Genomic DNA, 23974 nt, shown 5'->3' with positions numbered 1-23974 from the left:
TCGTGCGCAGATGGAACTTTTTGATCTCACTCTTGGAACCGAGTGACAAAACCATCGTTTGCCTAACTTCACATGAAAGACAAAGGAGGATCAGAATGAGCGCTCTCGCATGGACGGCACCCGTTTCCGTCATTGTCAGCAGTGGGAAACACAAGGCCGTCAAAAGCCCGGCCGAAGCTGTGGGATGCCTGGAAAGGGAATGGCCGATTGCCGATGGCGTCTTTCTAAGGGAAGCCAAGAAGGTCTGCAGCGCCGCACTCGAGCACGAATGTACGGCGAGCGAAGCGCGTGACGCCTTTGAAATGGCCTCCCTCGAGGCGCTTCTGGCTCGCCGCTGAGGTTATTTGCCGATCGCTCCTCGCCACCCACGACGCGGAGCACGGCAAGCCGCTTTAGGCTTCATCGCCATATCTCCCCCAACAGCTTGAGCCTTGGCCACCTTAAGCCGCGCCATGCCCTGCCTGTCGTCGCATTTTGGCGTGGGCATGTTCGGCTCCCCCGATACCCTGCTCTGGCAATTTCGCCCGTTACGCGGAGGCGAATAGAGCGCGCCGCCTTCCGCGGAACGCTTTTTGCAAGGTTACCGAAGTCTATATGTTTCGGAGGTAGTGCGTTTTGAAACGAAACACTTTGCGGCCCTTCTCCGCCGTGACGCTCGTGATGGGAGGCGCGGAGGGGTATCGGCGGATCAATTCGGTACAGGATGCGACGGAGACGCTGCTAGAACACTGGCCGATTGAAGACGGCGAAGAATATGTGACCGCGGTACGAATATGCCTTGATGCGATAATGGGTGTGGTCTGTGTAGAAGCCGCGCGAGAAGCATTCATCAAGGCGGCGGAAGAGGCCGGCGTAGCTCTGCTGCAATGAGGTCTTAAGCCGCTCCTCATCTTCTGGGGAGCGGTCTGCTACGTCGCGCGCGACCTTCGGCCTGCTACGAATTGTCGCAAGGCATCATGACTCAGGGAACCTAAACGCTTCCTCTTGGTTTCATGCCAGCGGGACGTTTGCCCGCAGCTCACGGTGTACCACGCCGGCCGCTGGAGCGTGAGCCCGCCGCGACACTCGACTCCCGGTCTGCGGCGGGCTTTTATTTATGGCTATGGGCCAGCACAGCTTGAGATTGAGCGCAGAGATCTTTAGCCGGACAAACATTGCGCAAAGCTGAAATTAACGTCGCAGGGGGCTATGCTGCGACGCGGAAAATGTTATCTTTCTAACGTAAGCGCGAAGGAATGTTGGCTCTGTGGAGGAGACAGCCAAGCACAACGGAGAGAGGTTTCCGATGCCCAATTCAGTTCTCAATGCCCTAGGCCAAACGCTCTATTACAGCGGCACGTCGACAAGTTGGTTTTCCGCCACGGGCTCTGGCCCGACGCTTTACGGCACGGCTGGAAATGATTCGATATGGGGTGACGCGTCCGTTAACGTGACGATGGTCGGCGGCACTGGAGACGATATTTATTATCTCTATTCGAGCTTAAACCATGCGTCCGAGGCGCCTGGAGGGGGCGTAGATACCATCAACACGTGGATGGACTACACGCTACCCGATAATTTCGAGAATCTTACGGTGACCGGCAATAACCGCCACGCCTTCGGCAACAGCGCCGACAACATCATCACCGGGGGCACAGGCAGCCAGACCATCGATGGCGGGGCGGGCAACGACGTTCTGACCGGCGGCGGCGGTGCAGACACCTTCATCTTCACCAAGGGTAATGGCAGCGACCTGATCACCGATTTCAGCAGCGACGACAAGGTGCGCCTGAACCAATACGGGCTGACATCCTTCGATCAGGTCCTCAGTCATCTTGCGCAGCAGGGCGCCAATCTGCATCTGGATCTCGGCAACGGGGAGAGCCTGGTTTTCGCCAATAAGACCGCTGCCGACCTGCATGCCGACCAGTTCCAGCTCGGGCTCGACCGCTCCGACCTCACGCAAACCTTTTCGGACTATTTCAACACGCTTTCGCTCCATCAGGGAACGCAAGGCACCTGGGATGCGAAATACTGGTGGGCGCCCGATAAGGGCAGCAGCATGACCGGCGAGCTGCAGTGGTATATCAATCCGTCTTACGGCCCGACCGCATCGGTCAACCCATTTTCCGTTTCGAACGGTGTATTGACGATTTCAGCTCAACCGACGCCCGATTCACTGAAATCACTGCTGGACAACCATAACTATACGTCCGGCATCCTGACCACCCATTCTACGTTTGCCCAGACCTATGGATATTTCGAGATGCGAGCCGAGATGCCGCATGATCAAGGCACATGGCCGGCTTTCTGGCTTCTGCCGGAAGACGGTTCCTGGCCGCCGGAACTCGATGTGGTGGAAATGCGCGGGCAGGATCCGAACACGGTCAATGTCACGCTTCATACGAACGAAACGGGTCAGCACACGCAGCAATCCATTCCAGTGCAAGTTCCCAGCACCGATGGCTTTCACAATTATGGTGTGCTGTGGGATCAGGATCAGATCGTCTGGTATTTCGACGACGTGGCCATCGCGCACACCGCAACGCCGGCCGATATGCACAGCCCAATGTATATGCTGGTGGATCAAGCCGTTGGCGGCACAGCCGGCACTCCGACGGCCAGCCTGACAGACTCGGAAATGAAAATCGACTACATCAAAGCCTATCAGCTAAACGACCATCTCACCCAGACAGCCGCGGCTGCGGCTGCCCATACTCCGGACTGGCATATCTGATAGGGCTTTAAGCTCAGCGCAGTCGTTCATAACGGCTGCGCTTCTACTTGGCACATTCGCTTATGCAACACCTTAGAGGAGTGTCCTAATCCTCTCTAAAGGCGCGCTCTATCTGATCGGTCATCGGCTTGGTCAGATAGGCGAGAACGCTTCTTTGGCTGGTCTGCATGAATGCTTCCACCGGCATGCCGGGAAGAGGCGCCAGCTTTCCCAACCGATCCCATTCTTCCTTCGGCACTTTGGTGCGAACAATATAATAGCCGAGCCCCGAGTGCTGGTCGGTCGTCAGATCTGCCGAAACGGTTTCAACATGCCCGTTCAGTTCGGGTGTGATGCGCTGGTTGAAGGCGGAAAATCTCAATGCCACCACCTGCCCGACGGCGATCTGGTCGATATCTTGCGGCGGAAGCTTAAGTTCGGCGACGAGCGCATCCTTGTCGGGGACGATCTGCATGATGGCTTCTTTCGGCCCGATGACCGCACCTGCCGAGTGGACATTCAACTGATCGACAATGCCTGCCTGCGGCGCCCGTATATCCACGCGTTTGAGATCGTCCTCAGCAGCGATCAACCGCTCGGAAAATTGACCGGTATCGCTTTCGGCCTGCCGCAGTTGGTCAGAGACTTCGGAGCTGTGGTCGGTGTCAATCTGAATGATCTGTAGTTCGGTTTCGGTAATTTTGCCATTGATCTGGGCAATCGACGAAACAAGGTTACCAAGCTCTCCCGTCAGGCGGGCGCTGTCTCTTTGCAGCGAATAGACCTTTGCCGCCGGAACGATGCCTTGATCGAACAGCCGCTGAAGGCTGCCTAGCTCCTTGTTGACGAGCTCGATCTCGATCCGCTTCCCTTTCTCCTGCGCAACGAGGCCGTCCACTTCCTGCTTCAACTGCTGGATTCTCTCGCGCAACTGAGACTTCTGGCCCTGTCGCGATGCCAATCGGTCGCTGAACAGTTGCCGCTCGCCGGCAAGTACGCTCGCGACGCTATCGTCACCGGCATTGGACAACAGATTTGCCGGAAAGCTGATCGCGGTCTTGTCGTCGCGCTCTGCAACCAGACGCGCCGTTCTGGCGGAAAGCTCGTTCAAACGCTTTCTGATAATGCCGAGATTGGCTCTGGTCTGCGTATCGTCCAGCCGGATCAATATCTGGTCGGCATCGACGTGGTCGCCATTTTTCACACGGATTTCGCCAACGATCCCACCCTTGAGGTGCTGGACGGCCTTTACATAGCTGTCGACGACGAGAGTGCCGGAGGTAATGACTGCCCCCGAAATCTTCGTTGCTGCCGCAAGACCGCCCAGCACGCCGAAAAGAAGAAGAATTGTCGCTACTATAAAAATCGAAAGGCGGCGGATCGCGCGTTCCGTGGAAGACAAGCCCGTGTTTTTCATCCGCTCACATCCTCGCCGGCTATCATCAAACGCACCGGACCAGTCCCTAAATGCCTCGTGGATGGACCAAGAATCTCATCCTTGGGTCCGAATGCCTGTAATCTGCCGTCGGCAATGATCGCGACTTTATCCGCGGCGGCCAGAGCGCTCGGCCGGTGAGCGACGACGATGGCAATGCCGCCGCGTGCCCGGATACCCATCAAGGCTTTGGTCAAGGATGCCTCGCCCTCGGCGTCCAGATTGGAGTTCGGCTCGTCAAGAACCACCAGGAACGGATCGCCATAAAGGGCCCGAGCCAAGGCAATGCGCTGCCTTTGACCGGCGGAAAGTCGCGAGCCGCCCTCACCGATGACCGTGTCGAACCCTTCGGGCAGCTTGACAATCATGTCGTATACGCCGGCCGCCTTTGCCGCCGCGATAATCGGTCCGGGCTGCATGTCCTTTGCGAAGCGGGAAATATTCTCTGCTATCGAGCCGTCGAACAAACCGACATCTTGGGGCAGATATCCGATATGGCGTCCGAGATCGCTTTGTTCCCACTGCGATAGAGCCGCCTGATCGAGCCTGATTGAGCCGATCACGACCGGCCACAATCCGGTAATGGCTCTGGCAAGCGACGATTTTCCCGAAGCACTGGGGCCGATCACGCCCAGTACCGTCCCCTCCGATATTTTGAATGAGATATTGCGGAGGATGAAATCGCGGCTGCCGGGAGATGTGAGGCTTATATTCTCGACACAAAGCTCCTTTTGCGGCACCGGCAGAGCCACGGCCCGGTGTTCGCCAGGAGCGACATCCAGCAGCTTGGCGAGGCGCGACCAGCTTTGGCGCGCGGAGACGAAGCCCTTCCATTGCCCAATTGCAAGCTCCACCGGAGCCAGCGCACGGGTGACCATGATCGAACTGGCGATGATGATGCCGCCCGTCGCCTCCTGCTTGATGACAAGGATGGCGCCGACCGCCAACACGGCGGATTGCAGCATCATCCGCAAAATTTTTGCGATCGTGGTCAGCGTGCCAACGATGTTGCCGGCGGAGAGCTGGTTTCCCAGATACTCCTCGTTCATTGCCGTCCATTTCTCGGTCAGGCGGCCGCTGAAGCCCATGGCGACCACGGCCTCCCAGTTTCGCCGCGCCGCCTGTGCAAAGCCGAGACGAGCGGCGGAAGACTTCGCAGCCTGCAGGGCTGGTTTTTGAGACAGCACCTCTGCCAGCACCGTCAGGACGATGAGCAGGATGGCGCCGCAAAGGGCGGTAAAGCCGATCCAGAAATGAAACAGAAAACATAGAATGAGATAGAAAGGCATCCAGGGCAGATCGAACAACGCCGTCGACCCGCCTGCGGATAAGAACGACCGGACCTGTTCCAAATCACGGACGGGCTGGAGCCCATCATCGGGCGCCTGCATTCTTGTTGGCAGAAAAATCAGCGAGCCGAAAACCTTTTGGTTCAGCCGCTCATCGAGAGCGACCCCCACACGCGCGAGCAGCATCGAACGCAGCAATTCCAGGGCCCCCTGGAATATGAACAGGGTCGCAGCGATGAGTGCGAGGCCGGCGAGCGTTGGAAGGCTGCGGCCCGGAATAACCCGATCGTAGACCTGCAGCATGAAAAAGGAGCCGGTCAGCGCCAGCATGTTTATCGCGGCGCTCGCAATGGCAATGCTGAAAAACGCCTTTCGAAGGGAAGACAGCATCAGCGAGATGAACTTTTGTGGTGGTTCTTTCGGGACAGCAAGCACGTTGCTTAAATCCTTACGTTATCGTCGCGCGTAGCAGAGATGCCCTGAAAGTTTGTCGAGGCCTTTCTCTTGCCGGATGTCTAGCGTTTCGCACTCTGTCTCCTTACGGCACATGTGTTCCCTTACGGCAGGTATGCGGCCAGACATGGTCTAGCGGCGCTCGTCGTCAAGGCTGCGCACCGCTTAAGTGCAGACCGGGATGCGGTCATTGCGTGGATTTGCCGCAGAAAGGGGCCTCTTCAAAATTCATTACTGCCGCTCCTCCAGGTTTTCGACCTGGGTCCGCCCAACTCTGCTAAACTGGAAGAGGCTGGGCGTCGACATCCAGTTCAACCGGACATTAAAAACAGACATCAAACTGCGGGAGGGATGAGCATGAGGACCTTCGACGCAATTATCGTCGGTGCCGGGCAAGCAGGGCCGGCGCTGGCGGGGCGTTTTGCGGCCGCCGGCATGACGGTGGCTCTGATAGAACGAAAATTCGTCGGCGGGACCTGCGTCAATGCCGGCTGCATGCCGACCAAAACCTTGGTCGCCAGCGCCCGCACCGCCCATGTGATACGGCGAAGCGCGGATTATGGCATCCGCAGGGGTGGCGGGATGCTGACGGATATGGCGGCCGTCGAGAGGCGTGCGGCAGCCGTCACCAACAACACCAGAAATTCGCTCACCGCCTGGCTCACATCCACCGATGGAATTTCCTTGATACGGGGACATGCCCGCTTCGTGAGCGCGAAAACCATCCGCGTCGGCGATGAAACGCTGACTGCGCCGCGCATATTTCTCAACGTCGGCGCAAGGCCGGCCATTCCCGATCTGCCTGGGCTCTCGGACATCGAGTACCTGACAAGTACCTCCATCATCCACCTGACGGCCCTGCCCCTTCATCTTGCCATCATCGGCGCCGGCTATATCGGCCTCGAATTCGCGCAGATGTACCGGCGCTTCGGCACCGATGTCAGCATCATCGAACGCGGCCCGCGCCTGGCCCCGCGAGAGGATGACGATATCTGCCAGGCGATCGGTGATGTTCTTCGCGCCGAAGGCATATCGATCCATACGAATGCTGAAGACATCAAACTGTCGAAGAGCGGCGAGAGCATCCGCATCTCGACCGCAAACGGCAATCCGGATGTCGAAGCAAGCCATCTTCTCATCGCCACCGGACGGCGGCCGAACACCGACGATCTCGGCCTCGAAAAGGCCGGTGTGGCACTCGACAGCAAGGGCTATATCGTCGTCGACGATCACCTCTCCACCAATGTCGACGGCATATGGGCACTTGGCGATTGCAACGGCCACGGCGCCTTCACGCACACCTCCTACAATGATTTCGAAATCGTCGCGGCCAATCTCCTCGACGGCGAAGACCGGAAGCTGAGCGAGCGTATTCCTGCCTATGCGCTCTATATCGATCCGCCTCTCGGACGCGTCGGAATGACGGAGAAGGAGGCGCGGGCAAAGGGACGATCAATCTCCACATCCACCATGCCGATGAGCCGGGTCGGACGCGCCATCGAAAAGGGCGAAACGCAAGGCCTGATGAAGGTCGTCGCCGATGTTGAAACCGGACAGATCCTGGGCGCCGCAATCCTCGGCGTCGAAGGCGACGAGGCGATCCACGGCTTCATCGACGCCATGCATGCGCGCACGCCCTATCCGGTGCTGAAATGGGCCGTGCCGATCCATCCCACCGTGTCTGAACTTATTCCGACGCTTCTTGGCGGCCTCAAATCGGCTTAGCCATACGGCCTATAAATCCGCAGCGGATGGTAAAATGACCCCACCCGCTGCGAAACCTTTGATAGCGGAAACCGCTACGCTCTCACTTACCGCAGCGCTTTTTCCATCAGCCGCGCCAGCCGCTCGGCGAAAGCGCGCGGATCGGCCGGTTTGTCGCCGTCCAAAACGCGTGCCTGATCGAGCAGCAGGAACGCAGCGTCATCGCGCAGGGATGGCTGATCGGTTCTGGCGGCAACGGCTTTCACGACCGGATGGTCGCCATTGATTTCCAGGATCGGCTTTGCGCCGCCCTGCAGACGGCCGGCGCCCTGTAGAATTTTTTCGAGTTGCCGATCGTAGCCCTGCTCGGGAGCGACCAGGCAGACGGCGCTTTCAATCAAGCGATCCGACGCGCGCACGTCCGATACCTGATCGGCGAGCTTCTCCTTCGCAAAATCGATGAACGCCTGAACCTCCGCGGGTGCCGTCTCACTTGCCGGCGTGCCCTGCTCGACCTTGCTGAATTGCGCGAGATCGGCGGAACCCTGGGTGATCGACTTGAAGCTCTTGCCCTCGAATTCCGGGGCATTGGTGACCCAGAAGCTGTCGACGGAATCCGTCAGCATTAGAACTTCGATGCCGCGTGCGCGAAAACCCTCGAGCTGCGGCGATGCCTTCAATTGCTCCAGGCTGTCGCCGACCAGATAATAAATCGCCTGCTGGCCGTCCTTGATGTCTTTGACGTAATCGGAAAGCGAGCGATAGCCCTCACCGGATGCGGTCGTGCGAAAACGCGACAGTGCCATCAATTGGCTGCGCCGCTCGAAGTCTTCGTAGATGCCTTCCTTGATCAGGCTTCCGAAGGCTTCCCAAAGCTTGAGGAAGGCGTCGTTATCGCTTTCGGAGAGCTTTTCGATGGCCGTTATGATCCTGTTGGCGACGCCCTTGCGGATCGACGCAAGGATTGTGCTTTCCTGGATCATTTCGCGCGACACATTGAGTGGCAGGTCGGCAGTATCGACAAGGCCGCGCACGAAGCGGAGATAACGAGGCAGCAATTCCGCGTCGTCGGTAATGAAGACCCGCTTCACGTAAAGCTTCATGCGACCCTTGCGATCGGGGTCGAAGAGGTCGAACGGCTGGGAGCCGGGCACGAAGGCGACCGCGGAATATTCATGACGGCCTTCAGCGCGAAAATGCACCGTCAGGGCCGGTTCGTCGTATTGGCCGGAAATCCCGCGATAGAAGTCCGTGTATTCCTCGCTCGTGATGTCATTCTTGGATTTGGTCCAGAGCGCGGTGCCGTCGGTTAGCTGCGTTGCTTCAGCGCCGGGCTTCTCTGCGATCCTGATCGGAACCGGCACATGGCCCGACTGCTCCTTGACGATCCGCTCGATGGTCCAGCGAGACGCGAAATTCTTGGCGTCGTCCATCAGATGCAAGGTGATGCGCGTGCCGCGCGCCGGCGCCTCGCTGACATCGATCGGGCTGACACTATAGCCGCCCTTGCCGTCGGAGGACCAGAGCCAGGCATCGTCCGCTCCCGCACGGCGGGATACGACATCGACGCGCTCGGCGACCATGAAGCAGGAATAGAAGCCGACGCCGAACTGTCCGATGAGCTGCGCGCCCTCGCCCTGCTTGTTGGCCTCAATGCGCTCCATGAACGCCCGTGTTCCGGAGCGAGCGATCGTGCCGAGCGCTTCGATCATCTCGTCGCGGCTCATGCCGATGCCGTTATCCTCGACGAGAAGCCTGCCGCCTTCCTCATCGAGCGTTAGTACAATGCGGCTGTCGGGATCGTTCGCCAGCAGCGCAGGCGTGGCGATTGCCTCATATCGAAGCTTTTCACAGGCATCGGCCGCATTTGAAATCAGCTCTCGTAGGAAAACATCCTTATCCGAATAGACCGAGTGAACCATCATGTGCAGAAGGCGGGCGACGTCGGCCTCGAAGACGTGGCTCTCAGCGGGATTTTCTGCGGTGGTCGTCGTCATGGGCGTCTGATCTCCTGAGAATATTGAAAGTCGCGCGGAAGAGGTGGCGGAAGAAGCGCAAAAATTCAAGAGCGTCATCCGTGCTAACAGGCGAACTGCCCGCCGATTTCGGCCGCGATTCGTCTGCCTGGCGGTTTTTTCCTGCATCTCAATGAAGTGTTGGCTGGATGGACCCTGCGGTAGGAAATTGCCTGATAAACGGATCTCTTCGGCCATAAACGAAATAGGCCAGCAGCCGCTCGTAAATCTTTGCATTCTCTCGCGGATTGCAGTGCCACATCGCTTGTTCCAGCACGTCTCCAATCGCTGCCGGCCGTGAACCCGAAATCGTCGAGAAAAATTGTTTGGCGATCGTGTGGAACAGGTTGAGTTGCGAATTGTTTTTCAGCTTGCCGGTCTCGTCCAGATCCTCGAAATAACCCTGGACCATATCGAGACGATGCGCCTCTCCTTGGATATAGGCTATCATCACCTGCGCGATGACAACCCGTTCATTCGCCCAGTGCGGGAATACTGCGCTTTCTTCCGGCAGTGCGCCGCTGACGACGTAGATGGTCCGCATATCCGGTCCGAGGACAATCGTCTTCATCTCGTAGCTGTCGACGATCTGGTGTGCCATTTTCATCGATCTACCTAGTTATCTGCGGTAACCTATAGCCGCCGTCTGACAGCGACCTGAATCACGGACGGGCCGGTCCGGCCGGCAAACAAGAGTTCTGGTAAGCTGCTTCGGCAACGTGGCAATGAAGCTGTTGTGGCGTTCGATAAAAGGACCGCTATGGCTCCAGTTGCGGGAATGAGCGTCGATGAAGAAAAGCGCCGGCATCATGATGTATAGAAGGACGCAAAGCGACATATTGGTGCTGCTCGTTCACCCCGGCGGTCCCTTCTGGAGCAAACGGGATGACGGCGCCTGGTCCATTCCAAAAGGCGAATATCCGGAGGACGAAGCGGCCGAGACTGCCGCCCGACGCGAATTTGCCGAGGAAATGGGTGATCTTCCCGAAGGCCAGTTGCAGCCGCTCGGCGAACTGCGTCAGAAGGGTGGAAAACACGTAACCGCCTTTGCCCTCGAAGGCGAATTCGACGTGGCGACCCTGCGCAGCAATCTGTTCGAAATCGAATGGCCACCTGGAAGCGGCCGCCTTCAGTCTTTTCCCGAGGTCGATCGCGCCGAATGGTTCGCTCTTGCCGATGCCCGCCGGAAGATCCTCGGCAGCCAACTGCCCTTCCTGGAACGACTGGAAGCGCTGGGCCCTCCGATGGAACAGGACTCCGCAGACTGAACGGGCGACCGCCTCATCGCAACAGCAACATTCGAAGGGCGAACCCACATGACCGCGAAAAAACAAAGGCAACGGCATATGCCGCTGCCCTTGCCATCATTTGCCTACGACGATTCAGTCGTTGAGCGGCTTCAGCGAATGCATGATGCCTTGCACCGCTTCGTCATGCTTGTCCTGAGTTTCCTTCGATCCCCAGTAGGTGACGACCAGAAGCTTGTGCTCGGACGGCGCGAGCAGGCCGAGTTCGACATCGACCGGGCCGTCCTTGTCTTTGCCATCCCATTCAAGATGCGCCATCTTCATGCCGTTGAGCACGGAATCCGGAAATTCATGCTTGGACTTGGCGTCGATCTCGACGCCGTTTTTCGACAGGAAATCAATGACGTCGTCGAGGGTCTTATCAATCGTCTTGTCGCTGGCGATATCGATCGAGAAATAGATCGCGGAGTCCGGTGACGTTGCGTCAACGCCGGTTTCCGTTTCCTTAGGGCCCCAGGTATGCGGAATCGAAACTTCGGCGATCGGTTCCTCGCTTGGGAACTGTATGGTTTCGGCGTGAGCAAGAAGCGGGAAAGCTGCGAATGCCGCGGCGATGAGAAGCGTTTTTTTCATGGAGAGGTCCTGGTCAGCGTCGGTTGTGTGCTGTTTTGTCAGCGGCAGGCGTGAGACTCACGTTGCTACCGCAAAACTATCGGCAAGCCATTACGAACACGAGACAAAGTCCGATCGCCCAAAGGCTCAAAATTGGGGTGTTTTCTGGTAGCGAGTGTCGTCCTCCCTGCCGGCCTTCAGCAATCGGCGCGCATTGCCATGGGAATTTCGCTGATATAATAACTTGAGTTTGTCACGAAGGATTTTAATACAAGGTGGAACTGGCAGCTCAGATGACGTTTCAGCCAAGGATGCAAAACAGGATCGGCGGCTTCTCCGTCATTGGCGGCGTTCGTCGACGCCGATGGAACGGTATCGTTGCCGACGTCTGGAACGTCAATTGTGCGGCCCGCGCGGGCGGCTACTACATCGCCGACGATCCGAGGCTTTTCGTTCTGCTCGATCAGCGCGGCTCCGGCACCAGCAGCGTCAGGCTCTCGCCACGCGTCAAAAACCGGCAGCAAGAGTTTGAGCGTGAAAGGATTTCCTACATTCCGGCGGGGATGGAGCTTTGGGCCGATCTCGCCGATATCGATTTCGTCCGCCATCTCGATATTCACTTCGACGCCGAGGTCATCAGCCAGCGGCTGATGGGGGATATCGATCCGTCCGGCCTCGACAGCCCGCGCCTGCATTTCTCCGACCCTCGGCTCATGGCGTTCGCAGAGTTGATCGCTGCCGAATGCGAGAATCCGGAGCCTCTGCACGATCTCTATGGCGATGGCCTGACGCTTTCGCTGCTGATCGATGTGCTGCAGCTTCGAAGATCCCAGCCGCGCAAGCGAAGCGAGCTCGCCACCTGGCAATTGCGCCGGGCGGTCGATTACATCGAGGAAAACTGCCTCCGAAACATCCGCTTGGAAGAGCTGGCGTCGCTGACCGGCCTGTCACAATCGCATTTCAGCCACGCCTTCAAGGCGTCGACCGGCCTGCCGCCGCACCAATGGCAGACCAAGGCGCGGCTTGAGCGGGCCAAGCAGTTGCTGCTGAACGGCGATACGCCGCTCACCAACATCGCCGTCGAGACCGGCTTTGCCGATCAGGCGCATTTCACCCGCGTCTTCCGCAAGAATGTCGGCACTACTCCGGCAAACTGGAAACGCAGCCGGATTGCCTAAAAGCCACATCCTGCGGGCAATTGCCGGCATTGTGGAGAATTGCCCAAGAACGTTCAATTTCCCGCATTCGAGACAAGCCGCCACGATTAATATGAGTTAATTGCTCATCTTATTGTGAAGGAAGACCACCGGGCTTGGGCCGGATGTTGCGAAGTTGGAGCTGGCGACGGAAATGCAGGGAATGACTGAAGACGTATCGATGAAACGGGCATTGGCAGTGGGCGTTGCCATCGCGGCACTAATGCTGGGCTCGCAGGCTGCGGCGCAGGAGAGCCCGACAGAGCTGAAACCACTCGTCGTCCAATCCGGGCAGGACAACACCGAAGCGAGCGGCACCGCCCCGGTCAAAGGCTATGTCGCCAAAAAGACGACGACCGGCTCCAAGGCCGATATGCCGATCACCGAGGTACCGCAAGCGGTCTCTGTTGTCGGCCGGCAGGAAATGAATGATCGCGGCATCACCAACAAGGTCGATGAGGCGCTGCGCTATACGCCTGGTGTCACCACGCAGCCCTTTGGCAATGACGGCGATACCGACTGGTTCTATATCCGCGGCTTCGATGCGACGCAGACCGGCGTCTTCCTGAACGGGCTGACGCTCTACAGCTATGGGTTCGGCGGCTTCCAGATCGATCCCTTCATGCTCGAACGCGTCGAGGTGCTAAAGGGTCCAGCCTCGGTGCTCTATGGCGGCGCCAATCCGGGCGGCATCGTCAACATGGTGCGCAAGGAGCCGACCGACGATCCCTACTATCATACCGAGATCGGCATCAACAATATCGGCAACGCCTTCCTGGGCTTCGACTTTTCCGACAAGCTTTCGGCCGACGGCGTCTATCGCTACCGGCTGACCGGCAAGATCGCGGGCGGCGATACGTATAGCGACTATACCCACGACAAGCGCGGCTTCATCATGCCGCAGCTCACCATTTCGCCTGATGAATCCACCAAGCTCACCGTCTACGGCATGGTCAGCGGCCTCGATGAGGTTCATAGCGGCAACGGCTTCTTTCCCTATGTCGGAACGGTGGTCAACGCTCCCTTCGGCAAGATCGATCGCAAGGCTTTTTATGGCGAACCGGATATCGACAACCTGAAATACGCCCAGCAGATGCTTGGCTACGAGTTCTCGCACGAATTCGACGGCGGCTGGACCGTGTCGCAGAATGCCCGCTATGGCCATCTCTACAAGCGCGAGGAAGGCCCGTATCTGAATGGTTATGTTGACGGCAATCCGCTCGATGCCTCCTATGACGATCCGAACTATATGCTCAACCGTATCGGTTTCTATGAGCGATCGAAGGTCGATACCTTCTCGGTCGATACGCGCGCGCAGAACGAATTCGATACCGGCGCGGTCAGCCATAACTTCATGATCGGCTCGGACTATTCGATCTATCGGCTGGACCAAATCCAGGCCTGCTGCGGCTCCAATCCGATCAGCCCCACCAACTCGGTCTATGGCACGCCGCAAGGCGAAAATTTCGTCTATCTCGATCAGGTGCTGACGCAACAGCAGATCGGCATCTATATCCAGGACCAGATGCGCTTCGGCGGCGGCTGGCTTGTTACCCTCAATGGTCGCTACGACTTTGTCGATACCAACTCCGACGCCACCGTCGGCACCACCTATCGTTCCACCGACCAGGCGGCGAGCGGCCGTGCCGGTCTCGCCTACGAATTCGCCAACGGCATCACGCCCTATATAAGCGCCGGCACCTTCTTCAATCCGAAGGTCGGCACCAGCGTCACCGGCGGCGGCCTTGTTCCGGAAGAAGGCGCGCAGTATGAAGCCGGCGTCAAATACGAGCCGGATTTCATCGACGGCCTGTTCACGGCATCGATCTTCCAGATCGACCGCAAGAATATGGCGCTGACCGATCCCGTCACGTTCCTGCAGCGGCAGATCGGCGAAGTGCGCTCGCGCGGTGTCGAATTCGAAGGCAAGGTCAATCTCGACGACAATTGGAAGCTGCTCGGCTCCTATTCCTACACAGACTTGGAAATAACAAAGGATATCGATCCCACCGTCGTCGGCAACTCGCCCTATCTCGTGCCGAATTCCACCGCATCGCTGTGGCTGGACTATTCCTTCACCAGCGACGCGTTCGAGGGCCTGAGCGTCGGAGCGGGTGTCCGTTATCAGGGCAAATCCTGGGCGGACGAGGCAAATACGCTGCGCGTGCCGTCGGCAACACTCTTCGATGCGGCAATCCGCTACGAGAAGAAGGGCTGGGGCGCCTCGCTCAACGTCGCCAACCTATTCGACAAGGAATACGTCTCGGGTTGCGCCGGAGAAAATGTCTGCGGCTACGGCGATGCGCGGACTATCATCTTCAAGCTCAGCAAGAAGTGGTAATATATGCCAAAGGAACGAGGATTGCCGGATGCAATCCTCGTTCTTCACTTTAATACATTGACGTACAAATTCCCCGGCATTGGACCTTATCGGCCCCCTTTGCCGTTGCGATTGCGGCGAACCGATCGTAAGGAAGCACCGGCGGCTCTAGCAGTTGAATGACGCTTCAACCTGTGAGCTTGGGCCGGAGGCGATATGCGACGATGAAATCCCATACCCTTGCCGTATTGGTCATAGACGAGAACCGCATTCGCGCCTCGATCATCGAGGCCGGGTTGCGTGAGGCCGGGTATGAGAACGTCACGGTCGTCCATGACATCAATGGCATCGCCCGCAGGATCAGCGAGATCAATCCGGATGTGATTGTCATCGATCTGGAAAATCCCAATCGCGACATGCTCGAAAACATGTTTCAGCTCTCGCGCGCCGTAAAACGGCCGATCGCCATGTTCGTCGACAGGTCTGACGAAGCCTCGATCGAAGCGGCCGTCGATGCCGGCGTTTCCGCCTATATCGTCGACGGGCTGAAGCAGGAGCGAGTGCGGCCGATCCTGAAGATGGCCATCAGCCGCTTTAACGCGTTCGCACGCCTCAATCGCGAGCTGGAAGAGACCCGGGGCGAACTTGAGAACCGCAAGGTGATCGACCGCGCCAAAGGCCTGCTGATGAAATCGCGGGGCATTTCGGAAGACGAGGCCTATGCGCTGATGCGCAGGACGGCCATGAACCAGAACCGCAAGATCTTAGACATTGCGCAAAGTCTGGTAACCGCGATCGGCCTGCTCGATCCAGGAGAAAATGCATGACGCAGAAACACGAGATCATCGCCGGGTTCCTGCCCCTTCTCGACAGCGCCCTGCTCGTCATCGCCAAGGAAAAGGGTTTCGCCGAGGCCGAGGCGATCGACCTCCAGCTCGTGCGGGAGGTCTCCTGGGCCAATATTCGCGACCGGCTGGCGGTCAGCCGCTACAATGTGGCGCACATGCTCGCCCCGATGCCGATTGCCTGCAATCTCGGGCTGACGCCGCTTGCGCCGCGGATGATCGTGCCGATGGCGCTCGGCCTCGGCGGCAACGCGGTGACGGTATCGTCAGCGCTTTGGGCAGAAATGGCCGCTGCCGGCGCAACGGATGATCTCGATGCCGGCAGCAACGGCAAAGCCCTGCATCAGGTCGTTCTCGGCCGCACGGAACGCCCGCTGCGTTTCGCCGTCGTCCACCCCCATTCCGGGCACAACTACGAACTGCGCTATTGGCTTGCGGCCAGCGGCATAGATCCCGATCGCGAGATCGAAATCATCATCCTGCCGCCGCCGGAAATGCCGGATGCGCTCGGAGCCGGCCAGATCGACGGATATTGCGTCGGCGAGCCGTGGAATACGGCTGGCGTCGTCAGTGGCAACGGTCACATGGCAACGGTCAAGGCGGCCATCTGGAAGTCCAGCCCGGAAAAAGTGCTCGGCGCCAATGCCGGCTGGGCGGACGATTACCCCGACGCGATGGCCGCTCTTCTCAGGGCCTTGTACCGCTCTGCCGTCTGGTGCTCCGACCCGCAAAATAGGGAAACCTTGGCATCGGTCCTTGCCAAGCCCGCCTACATCGGCCGGCCCGTCGAATGGCTGTTGCCAGCCCTTTCCGGCGATCTGCAGGTCGGAGGCGGTCATATCACGAGCGTCAGGGATTTCTTCGTTCCCCGCGCCAAGGCGGCAACCTTCCCGTGGAAAAGCCATGCGCTGTGGTTCTATACGCAAATGGTGCGCTGGGGACAGGTCGCCCACGACGAACACAACGAGACCATTGCCCGCAATACCTACAGGCCGGACATATACCGATCGGCGTTGCAGGCGCTTGGCGTGCCCCTGCCCGGCGCCAGCGCCAAGGTCGAAGGTGCTCTTCGGGTGGAAACGCCGGTTGGTTCCACCGACGCCAGCCTGACCCTCGGCCCCGATGGCTTCTTCGACGGCGGCTTGTTCGATCCGGACAAGATCGATGCCTATATCGACGCGCAGAGACAGCCGAAGGCGGCTGATTAGAGCAATTCCAGGAAACGTGCGTGAGCCGTTTTCCGTCCGGAAATTGGGTAAAAACAATGAGGTAGAGCGACGGAGCGCTTAGTCGCTCTAATGCGTTTCGAGCGTTCTATCCCAACCCGACGCCGAAGCTTCAAACCCTGCGACGTTCGAATTCAGATGATCGGCCAGCCTTATCGCAAAGGCCAGGATCATTAATGTCGGATTTGCGTGGCCGCTGGTCGGGAACACCGATCCGCCGGCGACATAGAGATTAGGCAAGCCGTGAACCCTGCAATTCTGGTCGACGACGCCCGTCTTCGCGTCGGCCGACATTCGGGTCGTGCCAAGCGTATGGGCCATGTCGATGATGACGATGTCCTCTGGCCGCCGTTCCAGCGCCCAATCCTCAAGTCTAGGAGCAGGCAAGCCCGCGCCCACCAGGGCTGTGCGTGAAAGCTCAGCGGTTCTGAGCAGCGTCTGACGTTCAACATCGTTGATCTGCCAGGCGACTTTCGCCAACGGCACACCAAACCGGTCCTTGCGGGAGCTGAGACTGATCCTGCTGTCCGGATTTGGAATTTGTTCGGAGATCGCCTCGATCCTCAGGCCGACCAGCTTATGCGGCACGCCATGATCCTGGAATTCATTGGCGACCAAGTTCGGGGACATCCTGATTGCGGTGTTGATGACGATATCCTTGAGGGCCTTCGGCGTTCGGCCGTCAGAAAGGACCTTCATTCCGAGTCCCTTGACGATAAGTCCGGAGCCCGCCGCAACCGTAAGCAGATCGCGTCCGACTTTTGTACTATGTCGGCGGGCCAGCCGCTTCAAAGCATCCCATGGGTCGTCGGGTGCGCGCTCCGTGGAGAAATAGACAGCGGCGTTCAGCAGCTTCTCGCGCTCCTGTATCTCCGGCGTCAGCGCCAAGCCATGCATGAACATGTGCGCCCGGCCATTGTGATGAACACCGAAGAAGCCGAAGAGCTTGGTGAGCACGGCTATCTGGTCGGGCGGGATGGCACCGACGCGCGCTCCGGGATGATCCATGAGATATCGCCCGACGACATCGTGGTGATTGCCAATTCCATTTGAATGCACGTCGTTGGACGCCAGCAGCAACCTGGCGTTTTCAATTCCGCTTGCGGCCAGCACGCATTGTGTGGCCCGGATGCGCGCGCGCTTGCCTTCAATGCTTGCGACATCGAGGTATGAGAAACGCGATCCGTCCGGGCTCAGGCCGACACGCGTCACGGTCGCATTCAGAAGAACGTCAACGTTGTCCGGGCGTTGCGCCATGAATTCGCTGCCGAAGCGCATGACGTCGAGCCGATCCACGCGCGAGCGGGCAAACTGCCAATAGAAGGAATGAAGCCCCTCCTTGTCGAAACGGCCCGGCGGCTCTTTGGGGCTGAGATTCAGCACATCCATTGCGCGTAGAATATAAGAATCCATTTGTTCGCGATCGACCGGCCACCCGGAATTGGGAACCCAGGAGCGAACCTTGAAGTCAATGCCATCAAAAGGTGCAGACTTCCCGGCCCAGGCATGGGTCGATCCGCCAAGCGCGCGACAGCGAACGCCGAAGGGCTGGGCTTCCTGGGACCAGAACCTGGCTTGCGGGCTGTGAAATTCGATCCGTTTGCGGGACTGCGCCTCCGACTGAGGCTGGCCGACGCTCTCGACCTCGTTCAGCGCCGAATGTGCCGGATTTTCAAGTTCAAGTCCGCTTTCGACGATGAGTACTTTTCTGCCTGTTTTCGCACATTGGGCTGCGATCGTCAGCCCGGCGGGGCCAGCCCCTACGATTACGAGGTCCGCTGCAATGATCGAATTGTCGTCGTAATTAGACAGTTGCTCGATTTTCATCACGGTCAGCTTCCGTTACTACAAGCAGGTATTTCGACGTCAAAACGATCACACCTGCCTTCTACGAAAATTTTGATCGATAACCAAGATGACCAAAAGTGGAGGCCCCGACACCTATATATTATGATAGATCGGAGCCTCGCGTAAAAGATCATCCTGCGCGCTTAAGTCGAAAAACTTCACGATCAGAAGCTCGCTTCTTTGACCACCCGCCAATTGGGAAGTCCATAGGGCTTCGGCCAAGGATAGAGTTCCTTGTCATTGAAGTAGACAACGGCCGTTAGCTTCGGAAATTCCGCATATCGCTTGGCAGCGTTCGCGGCCCAGTTGTCGACATAGGTGGAATCGCCTTCATAGCCGAGTTCAGCGACCGCGACAGGCTTGTTGAAGGCCTGGACCAGCTTGTATTTGGGCGTCAGCAATTGGGCAAACGTCCGGTCTACGCCGAAATGATCCCGGTCAAACTGCTGCAGGCCGAACACCGAAAGGCCGATGACGTCGACAACATCGTCGCCGGGATAGAAGGCGGCAAGGCCGGGTTCGCCTTTGGGCGACCACATGAATTCCGCCGACTTGTCGTGCTGGCGGCAAACATTCACCATCCGCCGATAAGCGGCGACATAGCTGCTGGGTTTCCAGTGCGACCAGGTGAATTGGTTGTCGGTTTCGTCCATCTCCTGCGCCCAGCGAATGGTCACTTCGCTCTTTAGCGAGGCTGCAGTCGAGCAGACGGCAGCCATGTTGCTATCATACTTGCCGGCTAGAATGCCTTGGAGCAGCGCTTCGGATGTCGATCGCCAATCCGACGCCCAAGACCACGGTTCCACCGTAATCAAAAGCTTCCGACCTCGCTTCTGGGCGTAATCATCGGCGAGCGACAAAGTTCCCAGGTCGACATCTTCCCAAGGAAGGAAAATATGTTCGATCTTCGAATTCGGGTCGTCCTTGAAGTCACCATGCGGATCATATGCGCCGAAGGTAACCGAGTCAGGACCGATCAGCGGCCGCTTGTCGGTGATCGGTTCGGGATGAGCCGCTCCGCCGACCGGGATGCCGCGGGGTATGCTCGCCGCCAAGATTGTTCCCGTCGTCGCCAAGGTTACGAATAAGGCGATTACTGCTGCTTTGGTTTTCCTGTTGCTCATTGGTTTTTCCTCCTGTCAACAACACACCGGCAACGTCTGCCCACTAGTCTGATCGACTAGCTCGGATCTGATGTTTCATCTTGCGAAAGGTCGATTTTCGACGTGTCGGCCAACCAGTGTGGCTTGAACGTCAGCTTTTGAAGGTCCTGCCGCCCGCAGCCGGCACCGGCCACCGCATATCGCGTTTCATAGAGCCGGAAGCGCCCGGTGCCCCACGTCAGGGACGCCAGCCCTTCCGATCCGCGTTCGATGGTGGCAAAGCCAGGGGCCGCGATGAGGCAAAGAAGGCCCGCAGCCATTGCCGGCCGATACAGTCTTGCTCGAATTCTGACGACATTCTCCCGAGCGTGCTGGGTGACGATGATCAGCAGCAGAAGTGTGTAGAGCACGGAGTTGATAATCGCGAAGATATAGAAACCCCGCGTGTCACCAGCCCTATCGACAAGCAGAACCGGCAGAACGGAAGCAACGGACAGAAACCCATAGGGTAGCAGAACTCGCCAAGGCAACGGATCCACTTCAGACGCACCTTTGGGCGTGATGCGAAAATCGACATAGGAGTCGGTCATCCAGTCCCTGACAGCAGCGACCGTTCCAGCGACCGCCCAGGGCCAGCGGGCGAAGAGGAAAAATACTCCCTCCCAGCTCAAGATCTTGGCATCGAACGGCCGGAATGAGCCGCTGGCGCGCCACCGATAGGCCAACAGCATCAACACGATGGAGAGCGGCGCGCAGTGAGCGAAAAATTCGGGATAGGTGACTGCAACGAAGTTCTGATGGAAGGCAAGCGCCAGAATTGGCATCACGAACATCAGGCACATGAACAGCGCGAAGAGCGGATACCACAACTGAGAAAACACAAACTGGCACTTCAATCTCAGCGGCAGGCGCGGAACATAGATCGGCGAATACCGCAGCAGCAGCATGACAAGGCTGCGTGACCACTGAAATTCCTGGGTGACGAGATCGGCGAAGGTGCGCGGGCCGTCGCCATGCGCGATGGCATCAAGCGCATGCACGCCACGCCAGCCATAGGCGTTCATCATCAACGTCGTCGAATGATCTTCCGCAAGCTCCGGTCCGAGCCCGCCAATTTCCTTGAGGGCGACGGTGCGCACGGCATAGTGCGATCCGATGCAAAGAGGAGCGAGCCCGTCATTATAGCCGGCCTGGAGCGAACCGTGCATGCTGGCCTCGGCATAAAGCCGCCCGCGTGCAGCCCAGCTTTCCGATGCGTTGCGATCGCAAATGCTCGGTGCCGAGACATAACCGACCTTGGGGTCGCCAAACGGACGCAGCATTTCGACGAGATAACCGGGTTCCGGAACATGATCGGCATCGAGCTGCACGACGAAATCATAACGTTCATAGCCGTGATGATCGTAGAAGAAGGCGAGATTGCCCTCCTTGCAGCGCGTACGGCGCGGCCAGGTCGTCCGGTGATAGTCCGCCCTATTCTTTCGGGTCGAAACGAAGACGCCATGCTGGCGGCACCAGTTCAACGTGTCAGGAGTCGGGTCTTCATCGGCGAGCCATGTGTCGTGCGGAAACGCTTGATCGAGCATGGCCTGCAAGGTCGTTGCCACGACGGAGAAAGGCTCGGACGGCGCTTTGGTTACGACCATGGCGACGCGGCTGCCGGCCGGCAATTGCAGCGGTCCGGCGGGCTTCTTGGCGCGATAGAATATTGCGATGAAATAGGCCGGCAGAAGGGTCACCCAGGCCAGTATGCCCGTTACCAGAGCAAAGCGCCAAAAGCCGATATAATGCGCCGGCTGCAACCACCAGGCCCAGAAATAGACGAGCAGTGCCAGCCAGATTGCAGCACCGGCGAGATATTCCAGCCGATCGCGGCCTTGAAGAACCGGGACCAGGTGCGGTTTGGTCGTTTCCTTGGACGTGTTGGTCGTGTTTGTCATGTCCGCGACTCCAGGCCAAAAAAGGGAGCCGCAGTTTTGATGATCGTGCCGATGTCGGAATATTCGGGCGAGAAGCCGAGCGCCTCGCGCGCGAAGGTCGGGTCGGTATAGAGAGCCGGCGGATCGCCGGCTCGTCTTGCATGCATCTCGACCGGAACTTCGCGTTTGGTGATACGGCCGATGGCCCTGACGATCTCGTTGATCGACGCGCCGTGGCCGGTCCCGAGATTGACGGAAAGATTGCGACCGCCATTGATGAGGTGTTCGAGCGCCAGAACATGGGCACGCGCCAAATCCGTCACATGGATATAGTCGCGAACGCAGGTTCCATCTTCCGTGTCGTAGTCGTCGCCGAAGATGGCAAGATGCGGGATTGTTCCAGCGGCCGCGAGCAATGCTCTCGGAATGAGATGTGTCTCCGGCTCATGCCATTCGCCGAGTTCTCCGTCGGGATCGGCGCCGCAGGCATTGAAGTATCGCAGCGCAACATATTTCAGTTGATAGGCTGCCGCGTAGTCCTTCAGGATCTGCTCGACGATGAGCTTCGTCCTGCCATATGGATTGATCGGCGCCTGCGGCGTCGTCTCGGTGATGGGGAGAGACGCCGGCGTGCCATAGGTTGCGCAGCTCGACGAGAAAATGATCTTGTCGATTTCAGCGTGACGGCAGGCGTCCAAGAGGGACAAGGTGCCGCTGACATTGTTGTGATAGTATTTGGCGGGGTCCTCTACGGACTCTCCGACATAGGCGGATGCGGCAAAATGCACGACCGCATCCGGTTTGTACTGCAAGAGAGCCTGCGTCAGGGCGCTGGTGTCGAGGATATCGCCATGCACGAATGGTCCCCAACGCACCGAAGAGCGATGCCCCGTAACCAGATTGTCGAAGACGATCGGCTCGATATCTTTGGAACGGAGCAGCTTGGCCGTGTGGCTGCCGATATATCCGGCGCCACCGGCTACCAGAATTTTTTTCTGCGACATCACGCGGTCCCCACCCATTCATGTGCTTCTTCGGTGAGAAGACGGTCGAAATAGCAGATCGTCTTTTCCAGGCCGGTCGACAGCGGCACCAGCGGCTGCCATCCGAGTTTTTCCCGGGCAAGGGATATATCCGGGCGACGCTGGCGTGGATCGTCTTTCGGCAATGGCTTGCAAATGGTCTTCGAGCTGGAGCCGGTCAGCTCGATCACCTGTTCGGCGAGTTCCAGAATGGTGAATTCACCTGGATTGCCAAGGTTGACAGGCCCAGTGAAGGATGGGTCGGTCGCCATCAACTGCTGGAAGCCCTCGATGAGATCATCGACGAAGCAGAACGAACGCGTCTGCGAGCCATCGCCATAGATGGTGATGTCCTGGCCCTTCAGCGCTTGTACGATGAAGTTCGATACGACACGGCCGTCATCGGGACGCATATGGGGGCCATAAGTATTGAAGATTCGCGCAATCTTGATCTCGACGTCGTATGTTTGATGAAAATCGTAGAACAACGTTTCGGCGCTGCGCTTGCCTTCGTCGTAGCAGGATCGGGGGCCAAACGAATTTACATTGCCCCAATAGTTCTCGACCTGCGGGTGCACGAGCGGATCGCCGTATACTTCGGAGGTGGACGCCTGGAAAATGCGGGCACCGGTACGGGCAGCCAATTCCAGCAAATTGAGCGCACCGAAGACGGATGTCTTCATCGTGTGTATCGGATCGGCCTGGTAGTGAGGCGGTGATGCCGGGCAAGCAAGGTTGTAGATTTCATCGACTTCGATGTCGATCGGATCGATGACGTCGTGCCTGATGACGCTGAACCGGTTGTAGCTGCGCAGATGATGGATATTGCGTTCAAGTCCGGTTGAAAAATTGTCGACACAAACGATGCTGTGGCCCAATTTAAGGAGCCGCTCACAGAGATGAGAGCCAAGAAAACCCGCGCCGCCGGCAACTAGTATGTGCCGAGGTTGCTGTTTTGAATGGAGAATTCGGATATCACCAAGGAGAGTATTAATATCAGAGCGATCGGTAGTTGGACGCATTACTTTCATCGTACTGACCTCAA

Annotated in this window: 19 protein-coding genes; 9 read left to right on the top strand and 10 right to left on the bottom strand. The window is 58.2% G+C overall.

Features of this window, described 5'->3' with window-relative positions; all coding sequences use genetic code 11:
• The first annotated feature begins 95 nt into the window (after positions 1-95).
• The 3 genes from GGD50_RS22945 (at position 96) to eglC (ending at position 2716) form a co-directional block, all read left to right on the top strand.
• Entirely contained in the window at positions 96-338 is a 243-nt protein-coding gene (locus GGD50_RS22945) for a DUF982 domain-containing protein (RefSeq protein WP_183939693.1), read from the top strand.
• Between the two features lie 277 nt (positions 339-615).
• Positions 616-870, top strand: coding sequence for a DUF982 domain-containing protein (locus GGD50_RS22940; protein WP_183939691.1), 255 nt, complete (start codon positions 616-618; stop codon positions 868-870).
• 415 nt (positions 871-1285) lie between these two features.
• Positions 1286-2716 carry an endo-1,3-1,4-beta-glycanase EglC gene (gene eglC, locus GGD50_RS22935; protein ID WP_183939689.1) on the top strand — a complete coding sequence of 477 codons (1431 nt, stop codon included), beginning with the start codon at positions 1286-1288 and terminating at the stop codon, positions 2714-2716.
• Between the two features lie 85 nt (positions 2717-2801).
• On the opposite strand, the gene GGD50_RS22930 is transcribed toward eglC, so the two are convergent.
• Both GGD50_RS22930 and GGD50_RS22925 read right to left on the bottom strand, forming a co-directional pair.
• Complete coding sequence (locus GGD50_RS22930) at positions 2802-4112, bottom strand: HlyD family type I secretion periplasmic adaptor subunit (RefSeq protein ID WP_183939688.1); 1311 nt, start codon at positions 4110-4112, stop codon at positions 2802-2804.
• Complete coding sequence (locus GGD50_RS22925) at positions 4109-5854, bottom strand: type I secretion system permease/ATPase (RefSeq protein ID WP_183939686.1); 1746 nt, start codon at positions 5852-5854, stop codon at positions 4109-4111. Before GGD50_RS22925 ends, GGD50_RS22930 begins: the two co-directional genes overlap by 4 nt.
• Positions 5855-6229: 375 nt before the next feature.
• Here GGD50_RS22925 and GGD50_RS22920 point away from each other — a divergent pair, with 375 nt between their 5' ends.
• Positions 6230-7597 (top strand): FAD-containing oxidoreductase, encoded by a 1368-nt coding sequence (locus GGD50_RS22920; RefSeq protein WP_183939684.1) that lies wholly within the window; start codon positions 6230-6232, stop codon positions 7595-7597.
• An 86-nt stretch (positions 7598-7683) separates the two neighbouring features.
• Here GGD50_RS22920 and htpG read toward each other — a convergent pair whose 3' ends face one another.
• Positions 7684-9573, bottom strand: coding sequence for a molecular chaperone HtpG (gene htpG, locus GGD50_RS22915; RefSeq protein WP_183939682.1), 1890 nt, complete (start codon positions 9571-9573; stop codon positions 7684-7686).
• A 148-nt stretch (positions 9574-9721) separates the two neighbouring features.
• Positions 9722-10192 carry a hypothetical protein gene (locus tag GGD50_RS22910; RefSeq protein WP_183939680.1) on the bottom strand — a complete coding sequence of 157 codons (471 nt, stop codon included), beginning with the start codon at positions 10190-10192 and terminating at the stop codon, positions 9722-9724.
• Between the two features lie 187 nt (positions 10193-10379).
• On the opposite strand from GGD50_RS22910, the gene GGD50_RS22905 reads away from it, so the two are divergent.
• Complete coding sequence (locus GGD50_RS22905) at positions 10380-10859, top strand: NUDIX hydrolase (protein WP_183939678.1); 480 nt, start codon at positions 10380-10382, stop codon at positions 10857-10859.
• Positions 10860-10973: 114 nt separating this feature from the next.
• Here GGD50_RS22905 and GGD50_RS22900 read toward each other — a convergent pair whose 3' ends face one another.
• Positions 10974-11471 (bottom strand): histidine kinase, encoded by a 498-nt coding sequence (locus GGD50_RS22900; RefSeq protein WP_183939676.1) that lies wholly within the window; start codon positions 11469-11471, stop codon positions 10974-10976.
• A gap of 272 nt (positions 11472-11743) precedes the next feature.
• Here GGD50_RS22900 and GGD50_RS22895 point away from each other — a divergent pair, with 272 nt between their 5' ends.
• From GGD50_RS22895 to GGD50_RS22880, 4 genes are all read left to right on the top strand, one after another.
• Positions 11744-12628 carry a helix-turn-helix domain-containing protein gene (locus GGD50_RS22895; RefSeq protein WP_183939674.1) on the top strand — a complete coding sequence of 295 codons (885 nt, stop codon included), beginning with the start codon at positions 11744-11746 and terminating at the stop codon, positions 12626-12628.
• 172 nt (positions 12629-12800) lie between these two features.
• Positions 12801-14987, top strand: a complete 2187-nt coding sequence (locus GGD50_RS22890) for a TonB-dependent siderophore receptor (protein ID WP_183939673.1) — start codon at positions 12801-12803, stop codon at positions 14985-14987.
• A gap of 203 nt (positions 14988-15190) precedes the next feature.
• A complete protein-coding gene (locus GGD50_RS22885; RefSeq protein WP_183939671.1) occupies positions 15191-15793 on the top strand; it encodes an ANTAR domain-containing response regulator in 603 nt (200 codons plus the stop codon).
• Entirely contained in the window at positions 15790-17019 is a 1230-nt protein-coding gene (locus GGD50_RS22880; RefSeq protein WP_183939669.1) for a CmpA/NrtA family ABC transporter substrate-binding protein, read from the top strand. The genes GGD50_RS22885 and GGD50_RS22880 overlap by 4 nt, the downstream gene beginning before the upstream one ends.
• Positions 17020-17106: 87 nt before the next feature.
• On the opposite strand, the gene GGD50_RS22875 is transcribed toward GGD50_RS22880, so the two are convergent.
• From GGD50_RS22875 to GGD50_RS22855, 5 genes are all read right to left on the bottom strand, one after another.
• Positions 17107-18864: a GMC oxidoreductase gene (locus GGD50_RS22875; protein WP_183939667.1), complete on the bottom strand. Its 1758-nt coding sequence runs from the start codon at positions 18862-18864 to the stop codon at positions 17107-17109.
• A 185-nt stretch (positions 18865-19049) separates the two neighbouring features.
• Entirely contained in the window at positions 19050-20009 is a 960-nt protein-coding gene (locus GGD50_RS22870; protein WP_183939665.1) for a glycoside hydrolase family 26 protein, read from the bottom strand.
• A 56-nt stretch (positions 20010-20065) separates the two neighbouring features.
• Positions 20066-21928 (bottom strand): glycosyltransferase family 2 protein, encoded by a 1863-nt coding sequence (locus tag GGD50_RS22865; RefSeq protein WP_183939663.1) that lies wholly within the window; start codon positions 21926-21928, stop codon positions 20066-20068.
• Positions 21925-22911: a UDP-glucose 4-epimerase GalE gene (gene galE / locus GGD50_RS22860; RefSeq protein ID WP_183939661.1), complete on the bottom strand. Its 987-nt coding sequence runs from the start codon at positions 22909-22911 to the stop codon at positions 21925-21927. Before galE ends, GGD50_RS22865 begins: the two co-directional genes overlap by 4 nt.
• Entirely contained in the window at positions 22911-23924 is a 1014-nt protein-coding gene (locus GGD50_RS22855; RefSeq protein ID WP_425503994.1) for a UDP-glucuronic acid decarboxylase family protein, read from the bottom strand. Before GGD50_RS22855 ends, galE begins: the two co-directional genes overlap by 1 nt.
• Positions 23925-23974: the final 50 nt, after the last annotated feature.

Source organism: Martinezella paranaensis (assembly GCF_014200235.1).
In the GTDB taxonomy this organism is placed as follows: Bacteria; Pseudomonadota; Alphaproteobacteria; order Rhizobiales; family Rhizobiaceae; genus Rhizobium; species Rhizobium paranaense.
This window is presented reverse-complemented; position numbering and strand designations above follow the sequence as displayed.

Coding starts and splice junctions, on each gene's coding strand:
- GGD50_RS22865 (WP_183939663.1), bottom strand. CDS start 21,928: ATGACAAACACGACCAACACGTCCAAGGAAACGACCAAACCGCACCTG.
- GGD50_RS22895 (WP_183939674.1), top strand. CDS start 11,744: ATGACGTTTCAGCCAAGGATGCAAAACAGGATCGGCGGCTTCTCCGTC.
- eglC (WP_183939689.1), top strand. CDS start 1,286: ATGCCCAATTCAGTTCTCAATGCCCTAGGCCAAACGCTCTATTACAGC.
- GGD50_RS22910 (WP_183939680.1), bottom strand. CDS start 10,192: ATGGCACACCAGATCGTCGACAGCTACGAGATGAAGACGATTGTCCTC.
- GGD50_RS22920 (WP_183939684.1), top strand. CDS start 6,230: ATGAGGACCTTCGACGCAATTATCGTCGGTGCCGGGCAAGCAGGGCCG.
- GGD50_RS22890 (WP_183939673.1), top strand. CDS start 12,801: ATGCAGGGAATGACTGAAGACGTATCGATGAAACGGGCATTGGCAGTG.
- GGD50_RS22905 (WP_183939678.1), top strand. CDS start 10,380: ATGAAGAAAAGCGCCGGCATCATGATGTATAGAAGGACGCAAAGCGAC.
- galE (WP_183939661.1), bottom strand. CDS start 22,911: ATGTCGCAGAAAAAAATTCTGGTAGCCGGTGGCGCCGGATATATCGGC.
- GGD50_RS22930 (WP_183939688.1), bottom strand. CDS start 4,112: ATGAAAAACACGGGCTTGTCTTCCACGGAACGCGCGATCCGCCGCCTT.
- GGD50_RS22880 (WP_183939669.1), top strand. CDS start 15,790: ATGACGCAGAAACACGAGATCATCGCCGGGTTCCTGCCCCTTCTCGAC.
- GGD50_RS22885 (WP_183939671.1), top strand. CDS start 15,191: ATGAAATCCCATACCCTTGCCGTATTGGTCATAGACGAGAACCGCATT.
- GGD50_RS22900 (WP_183939676.1), bottom strand. CDS start 11,471: ATGAAAAAAACGCTTCTCATCGCCGCGGCATTCGCAGCTTTCCCGCTT.
- GGD50_RS22875 (WP_183939667.1), bottom strand. CDS start 18,864: ATGAAAATCGAGCAACTGTCTAATTACGACGACAATTCGATCATTGCA.
- GGD50_RS22945 (WP_183939693.1), top strand. CDS start 96: ATGAGCGCTCTCGCATGGACGGCACCCGTTTCCGTCATTGTCAGCAGT.
- htpG (WP_183939682.1), bottom strand. CDS start 9,573: ATGACGACGACCACCGCAGAAAATCCCGCTGAGAGCCACGTCTTCGAG.
- GGD50_RS22870 (WP_183939665.1), bottom strand. CDS start 20,009: ATGAGCAACAGGAAAACCAAAGCAGCAGTAATCGCCTTATTCGTAACC.